Source organism: Arcicella sp. GW821-FHT09D11 (genome assembly GCF_059416265.1).
Genome location: NZ_JBWKOV010000002.1, coordinates 1088427 through 1107074, shown reverse-complemented (window position 1 = coordinate 1107074; position 18648 = coordinate 1088427). Strand labels below are relative to the sequence as shown.

Genomic DNA, 18648 nt, shown 5'->3' with positions numbered 1-18648 from the left:
AAACATTTGCTATAAACACCTAAAAAACAGCATTTTATAAAATTATGTATATTTTTTAATAAAATAGACATAATACTTTGCTGGGTTTTTATTTATATTTTTGTCATTCTCTTACAATAAACATAAGCATTTAATAGTTACATAAGGTACCATGTACTTATACGTTTTGTGTGTTGAAGCGAATAGAATCTAGGGGTATCAAAGGTTTGGAAGTAATTGCTTCAAACAATTAAGATTGAAAATAATGAATAAATCACTAACCAGAATATACAGGCTAATTGCATTAATATTGATAACGGTTACCACTGCCGAAGCTCAAAATGAGAATTATGCCCTTAAAATCGGGAATAGAACTATCAATTCAAAAGAATTCTCCCAAACTTACCAAAAGCTTACTCAAAGCGATAGTGTCAGAAAAGATAATCAGAAAGAGTTTGTTAATAATTATGTTAATTATAAGCTAATCGTATACGCTGCCGAGCGTATGGGAAAAGATACTACGCGTGCATTTCGTGAAGAAATAGAGACCTACCGTAAAGAATTGGCTAGCGCATATTTAGTAGATAAATTGATTTTAGAGAAGCTCATCCAAGAATCGTATGAAAGAATGCGTGAGGAAATAAGGGTAGCTCAGATTTTTATTCCTTTAGCCAAAAATGCTAGCCCAGCCGATACAATGGCCGCCTACAATGAATTGAAAAGTTTAAGGGCTAGGATAACTAAAGGAGAGTCTTTTGACCAATTAGCAAAAACTTATTCTAAAGATAGTTACTCAGCAGCCAAAGGCGGAGATTTAGGCTTCCTCTCGGTATTAGAAAATAATTACACTTTTGAAACGGCTGCTTATAATACTCCTAAAGGCGAAATGTCTAATCCTTTCAGAACCAACAAAGGATTTCATTTGATAAAGGTATTAGATAGACACTCGTTCAGAGGAAAAGTAAAACTAGCCCACATTCTTGTAAGTCTTTCGCCCTCTGCTTCGTCTGAAGAAGCAACAAAGGCTAAGAAAAAAATAGACGAGGCATACGAATACTTAAAAAGAAATGAACCTTTTGAAGGCGTGTGCAGAGTTTTCTCGGAAGACACCCGTACCAAAGATAATGGTGGGGTAATGAACAGATTTTGGGATGCAGGTACACTGATTGACCAAAAAATTGTTGAAACGGTTTTTGCCTTAAAGGAAAAGAACGATTATACACAACCTATTCAAACTTCATTAGGTTGGCATATTTTCAGGTTAGTTGAAAAGAAAAGTTTGCCAAAATATGATGAAATGTCCCCTTTTATTCGTCAAAAAATAACAGCTGATGCTTCTCGTAATATCATTATCAAGAATAATTTAGTAAAACGTTTGCAAAAAGATAATAACTTTCAAGAGATACTATCGGTAAAGCAAGAAGCCATTGAAAACTTCTATAAAGATAGAATCGGTACGGAAGACTATCTGGCTAAAGCACTATTCACTATCAATCAGACAAGCTCATCTGTAAAAGATTTTTATAGTTTTGTGACAAAACATCAACGCCAATTAGCCAAACTAAAAGCCCTTGATGAAAAAACACCACAAGACTGGTACGACCTTTTTGTAGAGAATCAAAATCTTAGGTACGAAGAATCAAATCTTGAGATAAAATTCCCAGAGTTCCGTGCTGACATTCAAGAATATAGAGAGGGCATCCTACAAAAACAGATGTTGAATGATAATGTCTATGAAAAATCATTGGATTCATTGGCACAGGTAAAATTCTACAATCAACACATCGACCAATATCAGTATACGCACCGAGTGTTAGCCAAAGTAATTACTAGCGACCGTAAGGAGACCTTAGAACAAGCAAAAACGCTATTGGCAAAAGGTCCTTATCCAATGAATCGCAGATTCCCTGATATTTATTTTGAAAAAGATAAGTCTGTGCTTTCTAGCGATGCTCAGAAGATGCTGTATGATTTAAATATTATTCTATTGAAAAATAGAGATTATGTAGTTGAAGTAACAGGTAATTCTGACCCTGAAGAAGCTGAAAACATTTCGGCAGAAAGAGCGAAAAAGTCTGTAAACTATCTGATTAACAATGGCATTACGCCTATGAGAATCATCGAAAAAGATGATGGAAAGTATAAGCCTATCTCGAAAACTGATAGAAGCAAAAATAGCAGAGTAGGTATTAGATTCTTATCTGATTCGATGGAAGACGTTGTTAAGCGTTTTAATGCCTTAAAACCAAATAGCCTTAGTGCTGAAGAAGGATTCTTCAAGAAAGATGAAAATGAATATTTAAGCGCTGTTGAATGGACTTTGGGTGAAAAAAGTCTAAACCTAAAAGGCAGATTTGTTTCAATCAATATCGTGAAGGTAGAAGAACCTAGAACAAAGACTTTTAAAGAAGCCCGTGGTCAAATAACCAGAGATTACCAAAAACAGTTATTAGAAAACTGGATAAATCAACTAAAAGCAAAGTATCCAGTAACAGTAAACGAAAACGAAATACAGAAAGTAATAAACTAGTAAAGAAAGTCAAAAGATGAAGTAAACGTATTTCTCTTTTGACTTTTTTTCATATTAATCTACCCATTTCTCATTTTGGTTAAATTCTTAACACTTTTTAACGGTAGTGGCATATCAAATTAGAGATTAAAAAACGTTATCTTTGTCAATCTACGTACATTTTAAAAAACCATAAAGCCCTGTACGTTTCATATTAATTCATTTTTTAGATGAAATTTTCGAAATTATTTATTTTCCTTTTCGCAATCTGTCTATTTTTTAGTCAAGTATTACAGGCACAAACGCCAGTAGTAATTGATAAAATTATTGCTAAAGTAGACAACCATTATATTTTAAAATCAGAGTTAGAGTCACAAGTACAACAATACAAACAAAGTGGACAAGCTGGTGCTCCTTCTAGTTGTCAGATTTTTGAAAGCTTGGTTGTTGGTAAAATGATGTTGGCAAAGTCTGAAATTGACTCTATTACTGTCGATGATAAAAGAGTAGAAACTGAACTTTCTTCCAGAATGGAACAAATGGAACAACAATTTGGCTCTCAGAAAAATATTGTTGAAGCTTATGGAAAAAGCATTTCTTCTTTAAAAGACGAACTTCGTTCGGCGATAAAAGAACAATTGACAACTCGTAAAATGCAAGAAAAAATTACGAGTGATGTTAAGATTACTCCTAAAGAAGTAAGACGCTTTTTTGAGAGTATTCCTACCGATTCTATTCCATATATGCCTTCAGAGGTAGAGATTGGTCATATCGTTAGGCTAGCCAAAACTACGAAGGCACAAAAGGACGAATTATACAAAAGATTAAATGACTACAAACGAAGAGCCGAAAACGGAGAGTCGTTTGAAGAAATGGCTAAATTATATTCAGAAGATTTAGGTTCAGGTAAAAGAGGTGGAGACTTAGGTTTTGCAAAACGTGGACAAATGGTTGCTCCTTTTGAATCGGCTGCGTTGAAGTTAAAGCCTAACGAATTATCTGGTGTAGTAGAGTCTGAATTTGGTTATCACTTAATTAAAATGTTGGAAGTTCGTGGACAAGAATATCACGCATTACACATTTTATTAAGACCAGACTATCAAAGATTGGATGTAGAAGAACCAACGCGTTTCTTGGATAGTATCCGAGTATTGATTCAAAGAGATAGTATCAAATTTGAACGTGCTGCCAAGGATTTCTCTGAAGATAAAGCTACACAAGATGCAGGAGGAATGATTACTGACCCTCAGACACGCTCTATCAAGATGGCTTTAGATGGTACAATGGAATCTGGTTTATATTTCACTATTGATTCAATGACAGTAGGAACTATTACGCCACCAATGCCATACAGAACAGAAGATGGACGTTCGGCAATGAGAATTTTATATTACAAGGCTAAACACCCTCCTCACTATGCAAATTTAGAAGACGATTTCCAACGAATGTCTACTTATGCCTTAAATAGGAAACGAAATACAGCTATTGAAAAATGGTTTGCTACTGCCAAAAACGATGTATTTATTTATATCGTTGATGAATACAAGGAATGTAATGTCATGAAAACGAATGATCAGTGATTTTAAGATTCATTATTCTTTGGTAAAAATCTTGTTTTAATTTAAATTGTGTCAGGTTAAATTTACAATTAGCCTGACATTTTTAATTTTAAGTACATCGCTCATAAATAGTAAGAAATATTTTGTGTTATAAAGCACAAAATCGACAAACACAATAGAAAATATGGTTCAATTCAAATCAGATGTTGAAGCAGTAGATGCTTTAAAAGAATCCTATCAAAAACTTACTTCAGAAATCGGAAAAGTTGTAATTGGTCAAGATGAAACTGTTAAAATGCTTCTTACAGCTATTTTTTGTCAGGGACATTGCTTATTGGTAGGTGTGCCGGGTTTGGCTAAAACACTTCTTATTCAAACCATTGCGGGTGCTTTAGATTTAGATTTTAATAGAATACAATTTACTCCTGATTTAATGCCTTCTGATATTGTTGGTTCTGAAACATTAGATAATGAGAGAAATTTCAGATTCGTAAAAGGACCAATATTCGCGAATATCGTATTAGCGGATGAAGTAAACAGAACTCCTCCTAAAACTCAATCAGCGCTCTTAGAAGCCATGCAGGAGTACGCTGTGACGGTAGCAGGAAAAAAATATCCTTTAGAGAAACCATTCTTCGTATTGGCGACACAAAACCCAATTGAGCAAGAAGGTACTTATCCATTGCCAGAAGCCCAATTAGACCGCTTTATGTTTATGGTAACGCTTGATTATCCGTCGTATGAAGCAGAATTAGATATTGTTAAAAATACTACTTCAGATAAGAAGTATAACGTCACTCAGCAAGTTTCTGGACAAGAGATTTTAGCTTATCAGCAATTAGTTAGAAGAGTTCCTATTGCTGACAATGTAGTTGAATATGCTGTTAAACTAGTGCATAAAACTAGACCTAATACAGCCATGGCAGATGCTATCGCTAACAAGTATTTAGAATGGGGAGCTGGACCGAGAGCATCACAAAACTTGATTTTAGCGGCCAAATGTAATGCGCTATTAAATGGCAATTATTCTCCAGATATTGAAGATGTAAAAGCCGTAGCGATGGCTGTGCTTCGCCATAGAATAGTAAGGAATTTCAAAGCAGAAGCAGAAGGCGTAACTGTTGAAAATATCATCAGTAAACTCTTATAATACCATAAAGTATAATTCATAAAAAAGCCTCAGGATTTTAAAATCTTGAGGCTTTTTTTATAAAGAAATAATGCTTTGATTATTTTTTAGGAGCTGTTGCTGCTGGAGTAGCTGGCGCTGGCGTAAATGGTTTTGGAGTAACACCCATTCTTTTTAACACTAAGTCAGAGATATTTGCATCATCTGGAGCATGTAAAACGATTGGAGTAGTTCCTTGACCTGCATCGTAGTTGAATACGAAAGCAAAACCATTTTCTTTTGCTACACCGTGCATGTTATCTTCAATTTTCTTCAACAAAGGTTGTAACAATTGTGCTTGTTTCTTCTGTAAAGAAGTAGAAGAGTTTTGACGGAATTCTTCAATGCTCGACTGCATTCCTTGTAATTCTTTCTCTCTATCAGCTTTAATTACATCTGCCATAGTAGCAGCATTTTTCTCATAATCAGCTAATTTAGTTTGGAAATCCTTCACTTTTTGCTGATACATATTGTCATATTGCGTTTTAGTAGTAGTCAATTCTGTTTCTACTTGTTTTGCTTCTGGCATTTGAGCTAAAATGTAATCTAAGCTAATATATCCGATTTTTTGTTGTGCATTTACATTAGCTGTAGCTAAAGCAAGAATTGCAAATAAAGCAATTAAAAATTTGTTTTTCATTGTTCTGTGATTCTGATTTGGTTATTACTCTTTTTTGAAGTTGCTAGTTGCTCCTTTTCTAGTTGATTTACTTTTTGTTGTATTGTCACTTTCTTTATTCTCTTCTCCTTGTTGCTTGGCCTCTTGTTCTTGTTTCTCTTTCAGTTGCTCTGTCGAAATTCCCAATTCTTCCATTACATAATCAGTATAATCATGTATCGGGTTGGTGTACAACATTGCTAATCCATCAGATGATTTATCAAACAGAAAATCAAGCTTTTTTAATCGAGCTACCTTTTCTACAGCTTTAGCTACTTCATCTAAAACTGGCTTCATGATATCTTGCTTCTTTTTGATTAGTTCTCCATCAAAACCAAAGATTCTGTTTTGTAATTCTTTAGCTTCCTTCTCTTTATCAGCAATTACTTTTAATCGCTGCACTTTCATTTCCTCCGTTAGTAACACTTCTTCAGCTCTGTAGGCTTTCTCTAACTTAGCTAATTCATCATTTTTTGTTGATACTTCCTTAATCCACTTAGTCGTTAGTTTCTCTATTTCAGCCTGAGCACTTTGGTACTCTGGCAATTTAGAAGTAACATATTCGGTATCAATATAGCCAAATTTTTGTGCTTCAATCGTTGAACACAAACATAAGAATGGCAAAATTAGTAAAAATATCCGCTTTTTCATGGCTAAGGTGGCTAATTTAGTGAATGTATTTGATTAACGCCTTGAATACTATCTTATTGCTATTCTATATTGTTTAACAAAACATTAACAATGCTTACCACTAGCCAATTTATTAATCGGCTAGTGGTAAGTTTAATATTTATATTAACGAATCTGCTGACCTATTGAGAAAGTAAATGCCTGCTGACCAAAGCTGTTGCTTGAAGTTTGTCCTGGCACTTTATCAAACGCAAAACCATAGTCAATACCAATCATACCGAATGCAGGCATGAAAATTCTAGCTCCAAACCCAGCCGACTTATATAATTTGAATGGATTGTATTCTGAATAGTTAGCAAAGTTGTTTCCACCTTCTGCAAAACCTAATAAGAAGATTGTTGCTGATGGGTTCAACGAAACTGGGTAACGCACCTCCATTACAAATTTGTTGTAGGCAACCCCACCACTAGGCAAACTACCTTGCGAACCAAATACTCTATCCTTATATCCACGCAAAGCAATGATATCACGGCTAATAACATTATAACCTGTTTGCATACCAGAGCCCCCAAGGTCAAAACGTTCAAAACGAGTAATATCTTTACTAGAATTATATGAGCCTAAGAAACCCATGTGAGTTCTCATGTGGAAGACTAACTTACTAGTAATTGGCGTAAACCATGAGGCATCAAACATCCATTTATGATACTCAATCAAGTTTTTATTATCCCCACCAAACAATGAGTATGGAGGCGTTAATGAGGCCGTCAATGAGAAACTAGACCCTGAACGAGGGAAAGTAGGGTTATCAATACTATTTCTAGAGAAGTTAGTAACAAATGAAACCGCTACTGAATTTCCTTCTGGATAACCATAATAAGGTAAGTTCTTAACATCAATCAATTGAAGCGATAATGAATTACTCAACGAGAAATAATCATCAGGAACTTTCAAACGCTTTCCTAAACTAAATGCTAAAGTAGTACTGTTAAAGTGGGCATCGTTCTGAGCAGCAGTAGCACTATCAGAAGTTGATGTATTTAATCCTGTACCGTAGCCATAACCATAGCCACTTCCGTAACCATATAAACTACTTCCATAACCTGACCCATAGCCACTCAACTGATTATATTGTTGAATTTTGTATGGATACGAAATACTTCTACTCAATGAGATTGAGAATGAATTTGGTTTCTTTCCTCCTAACCAAGGCTCAGTAAATGATAATGAATAGTTTTGGAAAGATGTACCATTCGCTTGAAAACGAACAGAAAGTTTTTGTCCGTCACCAGAAGGCAATGGTTTCCAAGCACTTAGGTTTCCGATATTTCTGGCAGAGAAGTTATTGAAGGTTACCCCTAAAGTACCCACAAAACCAATATAACCACCCCAACCACCTGAAAGCTCTATCTGGTCAGAAGGTTTTTCTTCTACGTTATATTCAATATCTACCGTTCCGTCAGCTTTTGGAATTGGGTTCGGGGTAATTTTTTCAGGGTTGAAATAACCAATCGTTGATAATTCACGAACGGTACGAATGATGGCAGATTTACTAAATTTTTGTCCCGGTAAGGTTCTAATCTCACGCATTACTACGTGGTCAGAAGTTTTAGTATTACCATTTACGATAACTTTATTGATGGTAGCTTGCTTACCTTCTGTAATTCTAAAAGTCATGTCCATCGAATCTCCAGCAACTGCAGTTTCAACGGGTTCGCATTGATAGAATAAATAACCATTATCCATATAGGCTGAACTTACGTCTTCACCCGGTTTTCCATTCAAACGTTTTTCTAAATCCTCAACGTTATAAATATCTCCTTTTTTAACGCCTAACAATTCCGTTAAAATTGAGTCAGGATAAATGTAGTTTCCTTCCCAATAGATATTTCTATAATGATACTGCTTACCTTCATCTAATTTAAGGATGATTTTAACCGTTTTTTCAGAATCTTTGAATACTGAATCAGAGATAAGTTGAGCATCTCTATAACCTTTTTTGTTATAAAATTCTATCAACTTTATCTTATCCTCCTCAAACTTTTTAGGAACGTATTTTGAAGAAGTGAATATTTTATAGAACGCCTTTTGTTTAGTACCTTTCAACTTACGACGCAGAATACTTTCTTTTATCTCAGTTCTACCAACAAATTCGATTTTTGAAATTTTAACTTTATCGCCTTTTTTGATAGCTACCTTCATCGTAGCATTATTACCACGAAGTGAATCTGTTCTTTCCGCAATTTTTATGCTTACGTTCAAATAGCCTTTATCTTGATAAAATTTCTTAATCGCTAACTCTACGTTTTTCTTAACTGTTTCAGTAACGATTTTACCCTTGTAGGCTTTAATTTTATCACTCAGTGTTTCTTGTTCTCCTTTTTTAATTCCTGTGTATTCTAGTTTATACAACCTAGGTCTTTCTTTGATAACAATATTCAGCCAAATTTTATCACCTTCAATTTTAGTAGCTTCTACCTGTACTTCTTCTAAAATTCCCTGACTCATTAATTTCTTAATGGCAGAAGTAGCGGCGTCACCCGGAACCCTGATTTTATCTCCTACTCTAAGCCCTGAAAGCGAAATCATTGAGTTGCCATCATAGAATTTAGAGCCAGTTGTGGTAATTTCAGCAATTTCATATTCTTTTGGTTCTGCATAATTCAATTCAACCGCTTTTTCAGCAATTGGCGAACGTGCTCCCATTGCACCACGCAATTGTGCTTGTGAAAGGAAAGAAATTAATAAGCATGAAAGCAGTAAAGTATATTTTTTCATTGTGCGAATAGTTCTCAATTCAGATGAGAAAGAATACATTTGTATTTTAAGCATTAATTGGGTTTTTAATTTGCTCTGAAGTTTTGCCAAATCTCCGTTCACGTTCTTGGTAATTAAGGATTGCCTCAAAAAGGTGTTCACGTCTGAAATCAGGCCAGAACAATTCTTCAAAAATATACAATTCAGCATAAGCTAATTGCCACAGCATAAAATTACTAATGCGATGGTCGCCTCCTGTCCGAATCATCAAATCAGGATTGGGAATTCCCTTAGTATCCAACGATTGTTCAAAAAGCTGTTCGTTAATATCGTCAATGGCTATTTCTCCATTTTTCACCTGCTGTGCTAATTTTTTGGCAGTGGTGATAATATCCCATTTACCGCTATAGCTCAAGGCTAAAATAACTACTACGCCTGTATTATCTTTTGTTTCTTCAATGGCACTTCTAAGTACTCTCTGCGAACTTTCAGGTAATGTATCGATAGCACCTATAGTATCTAATCGTACATTGTTTTTTTTCATGTCTTCTAGTTCGTCTTTTAACGCACTAATCAAAAGCATCATCAAAGCATCTACTTCTGCTTTCGGACGGTTCCAGTTTTCAGTTGAAAAAGCATAAAGTGTTAAATATTTGACACCTATTTCAGCACAACCCTCAATGGCCTCCTTCACTGCTTTTAAAGCATTTCTATGTCCGAAAATTCTATCAACGAAGCCTTGCTGTTTTGCCCATCGTCCGTTTCCGTCCATGATAACGGCAATATGTTTTGGTAGATTGTTAGGGTCTAATTGTTCTTTCACCGATTTAACACTTTTTAACACATAAAACTTATAATAATAGGCTTTCAAACACGCAAGAAGCAAGTTATGAGCCTTTATTTCCTAGAGTGCTTAGTTCTTCTTGTAGCTTTTAAAACTTTGTTTGTAAGTCAAAAAATGGACTAGGAGTACTTTTTGGGAATAATATGACAAATTTAACGAATTCCCTATCCTATTCAAAATCAAGAAGGGCTTATTGCGAGTAAGAATGGATTTAAAACTGCATAAAAAACAATTGAACATAAAATAATAGTAGGTTTTTAGTCCCATTATTACTTGATGTTCAATCAATAAACCTTGAATATTTTTCTTATTTAGGACAATACACCTTGATAAATTTGTAGGTCAAAGATAGAGAGGTATAGTAATACATATCTCCACGACTATAATCGTTTTGTTGGTTTTTCGGAAGTGAAGGGTTATCTCCTCCTAAATTATCTAAATAATCTGTAAATGTTTTTCTAGCGCCAAATTCCACATTAATATCCCATGGACCTTTTACATTGTATTTAATTCCTATGCCAAAAGGAGCTACTACTTGAAGTGTTTTATAATCACTCGTTTTTTCATCTCTTGGTGAAAAACTCATAAGTCCTAACCCTCCAAAAACATACGGAGTCCAGTCTTTGTGATAACGGTTATATTTGTAGTCAAAAAAGTTGTATTCTGTTACCACATTCAATTCACTGATGGATGTCTTGAAAGTCTTACCCCTGAGTTGGTTGAATGAATCATCTACTTTGCTATCATCCCCATAAATAGAACCTAATACTAGGTTAGTTCTGAATGACACTATTTTGTTAGGGTTGTATCTAAACAGAAGATTCCCCCCCAAACGAGCAAAAGCTGGGTAAAAGTTAGGAGAGATATCTCCTTTATAATTCATTGCTCCTAAACCTCCTCCTATTTCAATTTTTTGTGCAAAAGTATTCAAGCTTGTTAGGCTAAATACTACAAGGAAAAACTTTTTAGATAATGTCATAATTAATAAAAAAAGTCAGGTGAAATATACACCTGACTGTTCATGAATGTTATTCCAGATTGATTAACGGACAACTGGGCATTTAATTTTATTTGGAATATGATAAATCAATTTTACCGTAGTTAATAAATAAGAATCATTATACTTCGGGTTTCCTCTTAAGTCTGTATTGTCTGAAAAACCAGGAATCGACGTCAACGTAAAAGGGTCATAAGGCGACGCTGGGTCGTAAAAACTTTTGGCTGTTAAATAATTAATAACGCCTTGTGTACGGTCTTTACCACGGTTAGCAGCAATCCTTTCTAAGGATCTATTTCCCATTGCTGCTGCTAAGGGGCTTTGAGCTTGTAAATCTGCTGAATTGGCGAAATTGCCACTCACATCATCCAAATAATCACTTAATGTATAGCGGTAGCTAATTTCAAAGCCTAAATCCCAATTGCGATTTAATTTATATTTTACTCCAAGACCTACAGGGAATGAAACACTAATTAAAGAATAAGGCGCATTTGGATACCCCGGTAAACCTTGGCCTTCAGTATGTAATGGTTGCAAACGCACCCAATCATTACCATATAAAGAAGCTTCTGGCTTAGCTACTGGGTCATGAGCAAAAACTGCTACTCCACCAAAAATATAAGGAATAATGCCTGCTCTGCGTAAATAACTACGACTAGTGCGTACGAAATCATATTGACCAGCAATAGAAAGCTCTTTAATATCATTTCTAAAATGTAGATTTCTGATAAAGTTAGCTTCGTAACCTTTTACTCCTTCAAGATAATTATCGTCTCCAGAAAGTCTTGCATAAGTAAGTCCAAAACGTAAACCAAATGTTGGTGAAATCTGACGGGTAAAATTGAAATTGACATTCCAACGCATACCATTTACGGTAGATTGTAGAAATCTATTATACGGAGATATATCTCCATAATAGCTAGATGTACCAATTCCTAAGCTGACATTAGAGTTGGGCTCAAATAATTTGTTTTTACGTGGCTTATCTTTGCCTCCGAAAAGATTTGAAAACCTAAATTGTGCCTTTAAATCTTGTGTATTCAATGCACAAATTATCAATATCAGAAGTATTGAAGAATATTTTTTCATATTTGTCTGGTAATGGATGGAGTCAACGTGGTTAATTTATCTTTATTAGTAAAATATCTTTCTAAGCTGTGTTTGCACTATTTCTTAACGTAAAACAGGTTCATTTGTTATGAGTTAGCCTTAAATTTTGCTACGAAAATAATATATAATAGTGGAAACAAACAGTATAATTTAACTTTTGAGTAAAGTATTAATTTCTAGCATCAAATCCCCAATTAAGTTTGCTCCTAAGGGTATTCAAGAAATTACTATCACTCAATTTAATGATATTTGCTTTAAAAGCCTCTCTTTTCATCCTAATTTTCACATTACTGTCTATCACTTTAGAACGTGCATCTAAAGAAATCAAACAGCTATTGCTTCTACTTTCTACTTCAAAATCCAAGATTACATCTGTTGAAACCACTAAAGGACGTACATTTAAATTATGAGGACTCATGGGCGAAATCACAAAAATATCAGAACTTGGCATCACCAAAGGCCCGCCCACACTAAGGTTGTAGCCCGTTGACCCTGTAGCAGTAGCAATAATCAAACCATCTGCCCAGTAAGTATTTAAAAATTCTCCATTTAAATATGCCTTCAGCATAATCATGGAAGAAGTATCGGTTTTCATGATACCTAATTCATTCAGCCCAAAATTGATGCCGTTAAAAATATCAATGGGTTCATTATTAAGGCGTGTTTCAACGCTTACCAACGTACGAGGGTCTAAGGTATAATGGCTCGCAAAGATTTCATTCAAGCTTTCGGTAATTTTATCAGGAGAAACCGTTGCTAAAAAACCTAATCTTCCTGTATTAATTCCCAGAATTGGCGTTTCTCTTTTGCTAACATGCGTCACGGCATCTAGCAAAGTGCCATCTCCGCCCAAACTTAATACCAAATTGGCATCAAACAGGTCGTCTTGAGAAGTATAAAATTGAGTTGCATGATGGTTTACTCCTATCTCAGTTAAAAACTGCTGATAGACTTCAGAGATTTGAATTTCAACTCCCTTTTGAGCCAAAAAATCAAACATTTGTTGCACAAAAGGTTTGATTTCATCCTTAAAGTTTCGCCCATGAATGGCTATTTTCATTTTGTATTGTCTGTGTGGGTTGAAAGCTGTATTAAACAATCTGATAAAAACTGCTTATTTATCTATCTAAAAAACAAAAGAAGAAAGAAGATGGGGAATTGCCAAACTTTTAGGTTTGAATATTAGTATTTGTTTGTGATTTTGAGATAGAAAAACGTTTAAGCACTATTTTTTATTACTTCTGAAAAGACAAAGGTATATTTTCATAAAAAAAGCTCTTGAGAAAATCTCAAGAGCTTTTTTTATATATCTAAATATTTCATCAGCATATTGTATCGCTCTTTATCTGGCGAGGTAATCTCTTCAAAATTATAAGCCCCTACGATATCGTACTCAAAACGTTCGAGGGTAGCTATTACTCTTGAAATATCTTGTTGATTTAATTTTAATGTCAAAATATCTTTTGAATCTTCTAATCCACCACCACTTGTATAATATGAACTAATGATTTTTACATTGTTAGATTCAATTAACCTGCTAATTTCTGAAAGCGAGTAACTTCTATTTTCAACAGCTATTTCTAACACTGCCCCAATTTCCTGTGAACCTAAGCTTTTAGAAAACTGAGTAAGTAACTCTTGTACACTGATTGTTCCTGCAAAATTTTGTTCTTCATCCAATACTACAATCGCTTGTAAATTGTATTGTTGAACAATTTTTAGAATTTCAAAAGTATGTTGGTGAACATTTACAAAAACTTCTTCAAATTCTGGTTGTAGGGCCAAAAGAGGTAAGTCTTCATCGGCATCTATCAGAACATCTTGGCTAATCAAACCTTGGTATTCTTGTTCATGAATCAATGGCAATTGTCCTATTCTATATTCTTCCATCCAGTTTAACGCATCTCCTACTGTATCTGAAGATTTTAGTACTGGCAACATTGGATTAATAAAATTGTTTGCGAGCATATTGTGTTGATGAAATTTATTATAATTAAGCTAATATAGTTAATTATTGATAAATTCCAAATTTTAAGTTGATTATACCAACTCAACTACACGAATAGGAGTCTTTTCGAGCCATCCATCCAAAATTTCATTAAATCTTTCTGGACACTCCATCATAGGTGCATGACTACACTCATCTATAAAATGTAACTCAGAATTTTCAATTAAACGATTGAATTCATGACCTACTTGTGGCGGCGTTATGGTGTCGTTCAATCCCCAAACCAATAGTGTTGGTACTTTAATTTTAACAACATCTTTCGCCATATTGTTCCGCTGTGCCGACTTTGCAATAGAGATAATTCTAATTACTTTAGATGCACTGTTTGTTATTTCAAACACTTCGTCAATCAGCTCTTTTGTTGCTGTTTCTGGGCGATAAAAAGTATATTCTACCCTTTCTTTAATATACTGATAGTTTCCTCGTTTTGGATACGACCCACCCATGCCGTCTTCAAAAAGCCCCGAGCTACCTGTAAGTACTAATCTTTTTACTTTTGAAGGGTTTCTTAGTGTATATATCAAAGAAACGTGCCCCCCCAAAGAATTACCCAAAAGTGTTAATTCATCAAAACCTTTCCAATTCACAAACCCTTCAATGAATTCTGTCAATCCTTCACATCCAGCTTTGGTAATAGGCATTTCATAAATTGGCATCATTGGAATAATAACGCGGTATTTACTCTTGAAGCCTTCAATTACTCCTTCCCAGTTACTTAACGCACCGAAAAGCCCATGAAGTAAAAAAAGAATTTCTCCTTCTCCTTCGTCGATGTACTTGTAGCCATTTCCTTCGTGAATTTGATAGTTCATATCAGTATAATTTTAAAAATTGATGATGATTTTAACTTTTACAGTCTAATCAAAAAAATAGTTGTTTGTGGGTACTCCAACCCTTTAACCAATCTAAATAAAATACAATTTTCCTTAAAAATTTAATACTTCTTTTAAATAGGTTATCGGTTTAATTCAATTTTACATAGATTTTAAATGTGATGCAAAATAATAAAAAATCTCTGAAAAGTATATTAATTATATGTTATTAGTTTAAACAAATTAGATTAAGATAAATTCATTTTTATGCAAAAAATCAATCAAATACCTGATTTACAATAATTTATACATAAACATTTAAAATATAATTATTGCAATTGTTTAGATGAATGTAAATTTAATAATTTAGCTTTTTTTGTATTATTAGGAAAATAGTACATTTTTCAATATTAGAATAATTATATTTTCCTTTATTTTGTCATAATGATTTTATGTTTTTTCAAAACAACCATTAAAATGCCTTTATTAGCAATTTATTAAAATCGTCAATAAAAAGCACACAAAATCCATCAACTTAATAGTCTTTTATTTACATTTAACGTTATTTCATACCTCCAAAAAATTATTCCAACCTATTTTAATTACTAATATTTATTGATGCTTACAGAGCATAAAATACGGGTATACTATCCCATTAACAGGAGATTTGCTCATCTTTAGGTAATTATAGCAGACAAAAATTATTGAATATTTATGATTTTTATCAAAATAATTAAAAAAAATGATTAAAATCTGTCCTTTTAAAGGGATATTCCATTTTTTTGGAAATAAACTTTTGTATTTTTGCTATATCATTTAAAAAACCCTACCAATGAGCAAAAAAGTTGTATTAATATTATCGTGTATTACTCTACTGTTTAGTTGTAAAAAAGATGATGGAAGCTGGAAAAAAGCTGCTGACAACCCTGAGTTTTTAAGAAAAACTCAATTGCAAGTTACTGAGTCAATTATCCATGATATTTTTCCACCTCCTATTTCAAGCCGTATTTATAGCTATGCTTCTTTAGCAGCTTACGAAGCACTTGTGCCTGCTAATAAAGGATTGAAATCAATGGTTGGACAATTCAATGGTTTTGAAAAAGTTTATAAACCAGATCCTACCAAAGAGTATTGCTATTCATTGGCTGCCACCCGAGCATTTTTAACCATTGGTAAAAACCTGACTTTTGCACAGGATGTTTATGTAGGTTTTGAGAAAAAACTTTGGGCAGATTATAAAGCCACAGGTATTCCTGAAGAAGTGTTTGAAAACTCTATTGCCTTTGGCGATTCTGTAGCGGCTTCTATCATGAATTATTCAAAGAAAGATAATTATAAACAAACACGTGGTTTCCGTTTTACGGTTACGAACAAACCTGGTACTTGGGTGCCTACTCCTCCAGCTTATTTGGATGCCGTTGAACCTCATTGGACAAAGATTCGCTCATTTACGATGGATTCTTCTGCACAATTTCGTCCAATCCCTCCCTCAAAGTTTGACTTAACAAAAGGAAGTCAATACTATCAGGAAGTAATGGACTGCTATAATACTGTGAATAATTTAACTGACGAACAAAGAGCTATTTGTAATTTCTGGGATTGCAATCCTTTTAAAATGAATATTACTGGTCATGCGATGTTTGCGACTAAAAAGGTATCTCCAGGCGGCCACTGGATGGGAATCGTCTCGCAAGTAAGTCGTAATAAAAATGCAGATATTTATACCACTGCACGAGCATATTTAATGACATCAGTGGCTGTTTTTGATGGATTTATTTCATGTTGGACAGAAAAATACCGCACAGTTCGTATTCGTCCAGAAACGATTATCAATGCCACTATCGACAAAGATTGGCAACCCGTTTTACAGACGCCTCCCTTCCCTGAATATACTTCTGGGCACTCTGTAATATCTGGTGCGGCTTCTGTTACTTTATCTTCTGTATTAGGTGATAACGTTGCTTTTGCCGATTCAACCGAAATTCCTTATGGCTTGCCTGTGCGTAAATTTACTTCTTTTACACAAGCTGCTGACGAAGCATCAATTAGCCGTTTGTATGGTGGTATTCACTTTAGACCATCGTTAAATAACGGTTTAGTACAAGGAAGAGCCATTGGGAATTGGATTGTAGGAAAGATAAAAACGAATTAGTCAAGCTTTTCTTTACTATTTTGAATTCATGAAAAAATAAAGCAAAAAGCCAGACTATCTAATCAGTTTGGCTTTTTTGTGTAATTTCACTTTATGAAAATCCCACAATCATTAATTAGTTCATTACAAAACATTAAAGGGTTTAATGAAAATGCATTTGTTTATACGCATGAAAATGAAGCATCGCCTATTGCTGTTCGCATTAATCCTTTTAAGAAAACCGATACATTTAATCATGCTGAATCTGTAATTTGGTCGGAATATGGCAAATATTTGCCTGATAACTATCAAGTTACTTTTGACCCTCTTTTTCATGCAGGTGCTTATTGTATACAAGAAGCAAGCTCAATGTATTTAGCGCAAATATTGAAAAGTAGCGTTGATTTATCACAAGATTTGAAAGTCCTTGATTTATGTGCTGGTACTGGCGCAAACAGTACTTTGTTGGCTAGTTTATTAACGCCCGATTCTTTGTTAGTAAGCAATGATGTGCTGAAAGTACGTGCCAATGTATTGGCCGAAAATCTAACAAAATGGGGAACAATGAATACTATTGTTACTAATAATGACCCTAGAGATTTCACGCGACTTTCTGGTTTTTTTGACGTACTATTAATTGATGCTCCTTGTTCTGGCTCTGGTTTGTTTAGAAAAGACCCTAATACTATGAGAGAATGGTCGGTTGGCAATGTAGCACAACATGCATTAAGACAAAAAAGCATTATTACCGACGCTTGGGGCAGCCTGAAACAAGGGGGAGTGATGATTTATTCCACTAGTTCATATTCAAAAGCTGAAAACGAAGATATTGTTGATTGGATAGAAACACAATTTGGAGCAGAGCATCTAGTGGCAAAAAATGAGGACAAACTAGGCAATGAAGTAATTTCTGAAGGTTCGTATCGGTTTTATCCTGACCAAGTAAAGGGCGAAGGATTTTTTATTACTGCTTTTCAAAAAAGAAGTTCTGAAAAAGAAGTATTTATCCGTTCTGGAAAACCGATAAAAAATAATAATCGTAGAACTGAACGAGAAATTTTCAGAAATTGGGTAAAAAATATTGATGAACATACATGGTTTGGGAAAAATGACGACTTTTTTCTCATTAATCCATTACATGAACACATCATACATTTAATTCAGCTTAATTTTAACCTTAGAAAGGTGGGAGTTAGCATGGGTAAACTTTCAAGTAAAGATTTAGTTCCTGAACATGAATTAGCGATGAGCTTATTTTTATCAGAAAAAATAAACAAAGTAGAACTTTCACAACAAGAAGCTATCAAGTATTTAAAAAGAGAAGAGTTTGCGCTAGAGCAAGCTGTAAAAGGCTGGTCATTAATGACTTTTCAAGGCTTTGGTCTGGGCTGGGCTAAAATTTTGCCTAACAGAATCAACAATTACTACCCAAAAGAGCAAAGAATTTTAGGCAAAGAATCGTAATGAGGCTAAAAAAGCACAAGGA

The 18648-nt window shown here is 34.2% G+C and carries 14 protein-coding genes; 5 read left to right on the top strand and 9 right to left on the bottom strand.

Translation table 11 applies throughout. From position 1 onward, the window contains the following. Nucleotides 1-244 precede the first annotated feature (244 nt). The 3 genes from AC07N0_RS09760 (at nucleotide 245) to AC07N0_RS09750 (ending at nucleotide 5197) form a co-directional block, all read left to right on the top strand. On the top strand, nucleotides 245-2509 hold the full coding sequence (locus AC07N0_RS09760; protein ID WP_494589019.1) for a peptidylprolyl isomerase: 2265 nt from the start codon (nucleotides 245-247) through the stop codon (nucleotides 2507-2509). Nucleotides 2510-2718: 209 nt separating this feature from the next. After that, the gene (locus AC07N0_RS09755; RefSeq protein WP_494589018.1) at nucleotides 2719-4068 is read left to right on the top strand and encodes a peptidylprolyl isomerase; all 1350 of its coding nucleotides are present in this window, start codon (nucleotides 2719-2721) and stop codon (nucleotides 4066-4068) included. Nucleotides 4069-4231: 163 nt separating this feature from the next. Then, a complete protein-coding gene (locus AC07N0_RS09750) occupies nucleotides 4232-5197 on the top strand; it encodes an AAA family ATPase (protein WP_492802595.1) in 966 nt (321 codons plus the stop codon). A 79-nt stretch (nucleotides 5198-5276) separates the two neighbouring features. On the opposite strand, the gene AC07N0_RS09745 is transcribed toward AC07N0_RS09750, so the two are convergent. The 9 genes from AC07N0_RS09745 to AC07N0_RS09705 all read right to left on the bottom strand — a co-directional run bounded on the left by AC07N0_RS09745 (nucleotide 5277) and on the right by AC07N0_RS09705 (nucleotide 15031). Continuing rightward, a complete protein-coding gene (locus AC07N0_RS09745; protein ID WP_492802593.1) occupies nucleotides 5277-5855 on the bottom strand; it encodes an OmpH/Skp family outer membrane protein in 579 nt (192 codons plus the stop codon). A gap of 24 nt (nucleotides 5856-5879) precedes the next feature. Continuing rightward, on the bottom strand, nucleotides 5880-6524 hold the full coding sequence (locus AC07N0_RS09740; RefSeq protein ID WP_494589017.1) for an OmpH/Skp family outer membrane protein: 645 nt from the start codon (nucleotides 6522-6524) through the stop codon (nucleotides 5880-5882). A 144-nt stretch (nucleotides 6525-6668) separates the two neighbouring features. Continuing rightward, nucleotides 6669-9281: an outer membrane protein assembly factor BamA gene (gene bamA / locus AC07N0_RS09735; protein ID WP_492803668.1), complete on the bottom strand. Its 2613-nt coding sequence runs from the start codon at nucleotides 9279-9281 to the stop codon at nucleotides 6669-6671. 46 nt (nucleotides 9282-9327) lie between these two features. Further along, a complete protein-coding gene (uppS, locus tag AC07N0_RS09730) occupies nucleotides 9328-10104 on the bottom strand; it encodes an undecaprenyl pyrophosphate synthase (RefSeq protein ID WP_494589095.1) in 777 nt (258 codons plus the stop codon). 307 nt (nucleotides 10105-10411) lie between these two features. Then, nucleotides 10412-11083 carry a type IX secretion system protein PorG gene (gene porG, locus AC07N0_RS09725; RefSeq protein WP_494589016.1) on the bottom strand — a complete coding sequence of 224 codons (672 nt, stop codon included), beginning with the start codon at nucleotides 11081-11083 and terminating at the stop codon, nucleotides 10412-10414. Nucleotides 11084-11146: 63 nt separating this feature from the next. Then, nucleotides 11147-12190 (bottom strand): DUF6089 family protein, encoded by a 1044-nt coding sequence (locus tag AC07N0_RS09720; RefSeq protein ID WP_494589015.1) that lies wholly within the window; start codon nucleotides 12188-12190, stop codon nucleotides 11147-11149. Nucleotides 12191-12380: 190 nt separating this feature from the next. After that, entirely contained in the window at nucleotides 12381-13271 is an 891-nt protein-coding gene (locus tag AC07N0_RS09715; protein WP_494589014.1) for an NAD kinase, read from the bottom strand. 242 nt (nucleotides 13272-13513) lie between these two features. After that, complete coding sequence (locus AC07N0_RS09710) at nucleotides 13514-14179, bottom strand: CBS domain-containing protein (RefSeq protein ID WP_309912013.1); 666 nt, start codon at nucleotides 14177-14179, stop codon at nucleotides 13514-13516. A gap of 72 nt (nucleotides 14180-14251) precedes the next feature. Beyond that, nucleotides 14252-15031 carry an alpha/beta fold hydrolase gene (locus AC07N0_RS09705; protein WP_492802586.1) on the bottom strand — a complete coding sequence of 260 codons (780 nt, stop codon included), beginning with the start codon at nucleotides 15029-15031 and terminating at the stop codon, nucleotides 14252-14254. Between the two features lie 832 nt (nucleotides 15032-15863). On the opposite strand from AC07N0_RS09705, the gene AC07N0_RS09700 reads away from it, so the two are divergent. Together AC07N0_RS09700 and AC07N0_RS09695 are read left to right on the top strand one after the other, a co-directional pair. After that, nucleotides 15864-17183 carry a vanadium-dependent haloperoxidase gene (locus AC07N0_RS09700; RefSeq protein ID WP_494589013.1) on the top strand — a complete coding sequence of 440 codons (1320 nt, stop codon included), beginning with the start codon at nucleotides 15864-15866 and terminating at the stop codon, nucleotides 17181-17183. 93 nt (nucleotides 17184-17276) lie between these two features. Beyond that, nucleotides 17277-18626: a methyltransferase RsmF C-terminal domain-like protein gene (locus tag AC07N0_RS09695; protein WP_494589012.1), complete on the top strand. Its 1350-nt coding sequence runs from the start codon at nucleotides 17277-17279 to the stop codon at nucleotides 18624-18626. Nucleotides 18627-18648: the final 22 nt, after the last annotated feature.

What these genes read in the sequence shown, in the direction of transcription:
- AC07N0_RS09760 (WP_494589019.1), top strand. Translation starts at nt 245, where the DNA reads ATGAATAAATCACTAACCAGAATATACAGGCTAATTGCATTAATATTG.
- AC07N0_RS09755 (WP_494589018.1), top strand. Translation starts at nt 2,719, where the DNA reads ATGAAATTTTCGAAATTATTTATTTTCCTTTTCGCAATCTGTCTATTT.
- AC07N0_RS09750 (WP_492802595.1), top strand. Translation starts at nt 4,232, where the DNA reads ATGGTTCAATTCAAATCAGATGTTGAAGCAGTAGATGCTTTAAAAGAA.
- AC07N0_RS09745 (WP_492802593.1), bottom strand. Translation starts at nt 5,855, where the DNA reads ATGAAAAACAAATTTTTAATTGCTTTATTTGCAATTCTTGCTTTAGCT.
- AC07N0_RS09740 (WP_494589017.1), bottom strand. Translation starts at nt 6,524, where the DNA reads ATGAAAAAGCGGATATTTTTACTAATTTTGCCATTCTTATGTTTGTGT.
- bamA (WP_492803668.1), bottom strand. Translation starts at nt 9,281, where the DNA reads ATGAAAAAATATACTTTACTGCTTTCATGCTTATTAATTTCTTTCCTT.
- porG (WP_494589016.1), bottom strand. Translation starts at nt 11,083, where the DNA reads ATGACATTATCTAAAAAGTTTTTCCTTGTAGTATTTAGCCTAACAAGC.
- AC07N0_RS09720 (WP_494589015.1), bottom strand. Translation starts at nt 12,190, where the DNA reads ATGAAAAAATATTCTTCAATACTTCTGATATTGATAATTTGTGCATTG.
- AC07N0_RS09715 (WP_494589014.1), bottom strand. Translation starts at nt 13,271, where the DNA reads ATGAAAATAGCCATTCATGGGCGAAACTTTAAGGATGAAATCAAACCT.
- AC07N0_RS09710 (WP_309912013.1), bottom strand. Translation starts at nt 14,179, where the DNA reads ATGCTCGCAAACAATTTTATTAATCCAATGTTGCCAGTACTAAAATCT.
- AC07N0_RS09705 (WP_492802586.1), bottom strand. Translation starts at nt 15,031, where the DNA reads ATGAACTATCAAATTCACGAAGGAAATGGCTACAAGTACATCGACGAA.
- AC07N0_RS09700 (WP_494589013.1), top strand. Translation starts at nt 15,864, where the DNA reads ATGAGCAAAAAAGTTGTATTAATATTATCGTGTATTACTCTACTGTTT.
- AC07N0_RS09695 (WP_494589012.1), top strand. Translation starts at nt 17,277, where the DNA reads ATGAAAATCCCACAATCATTAATTAGTTCATTACAAAACATTAAAGGG.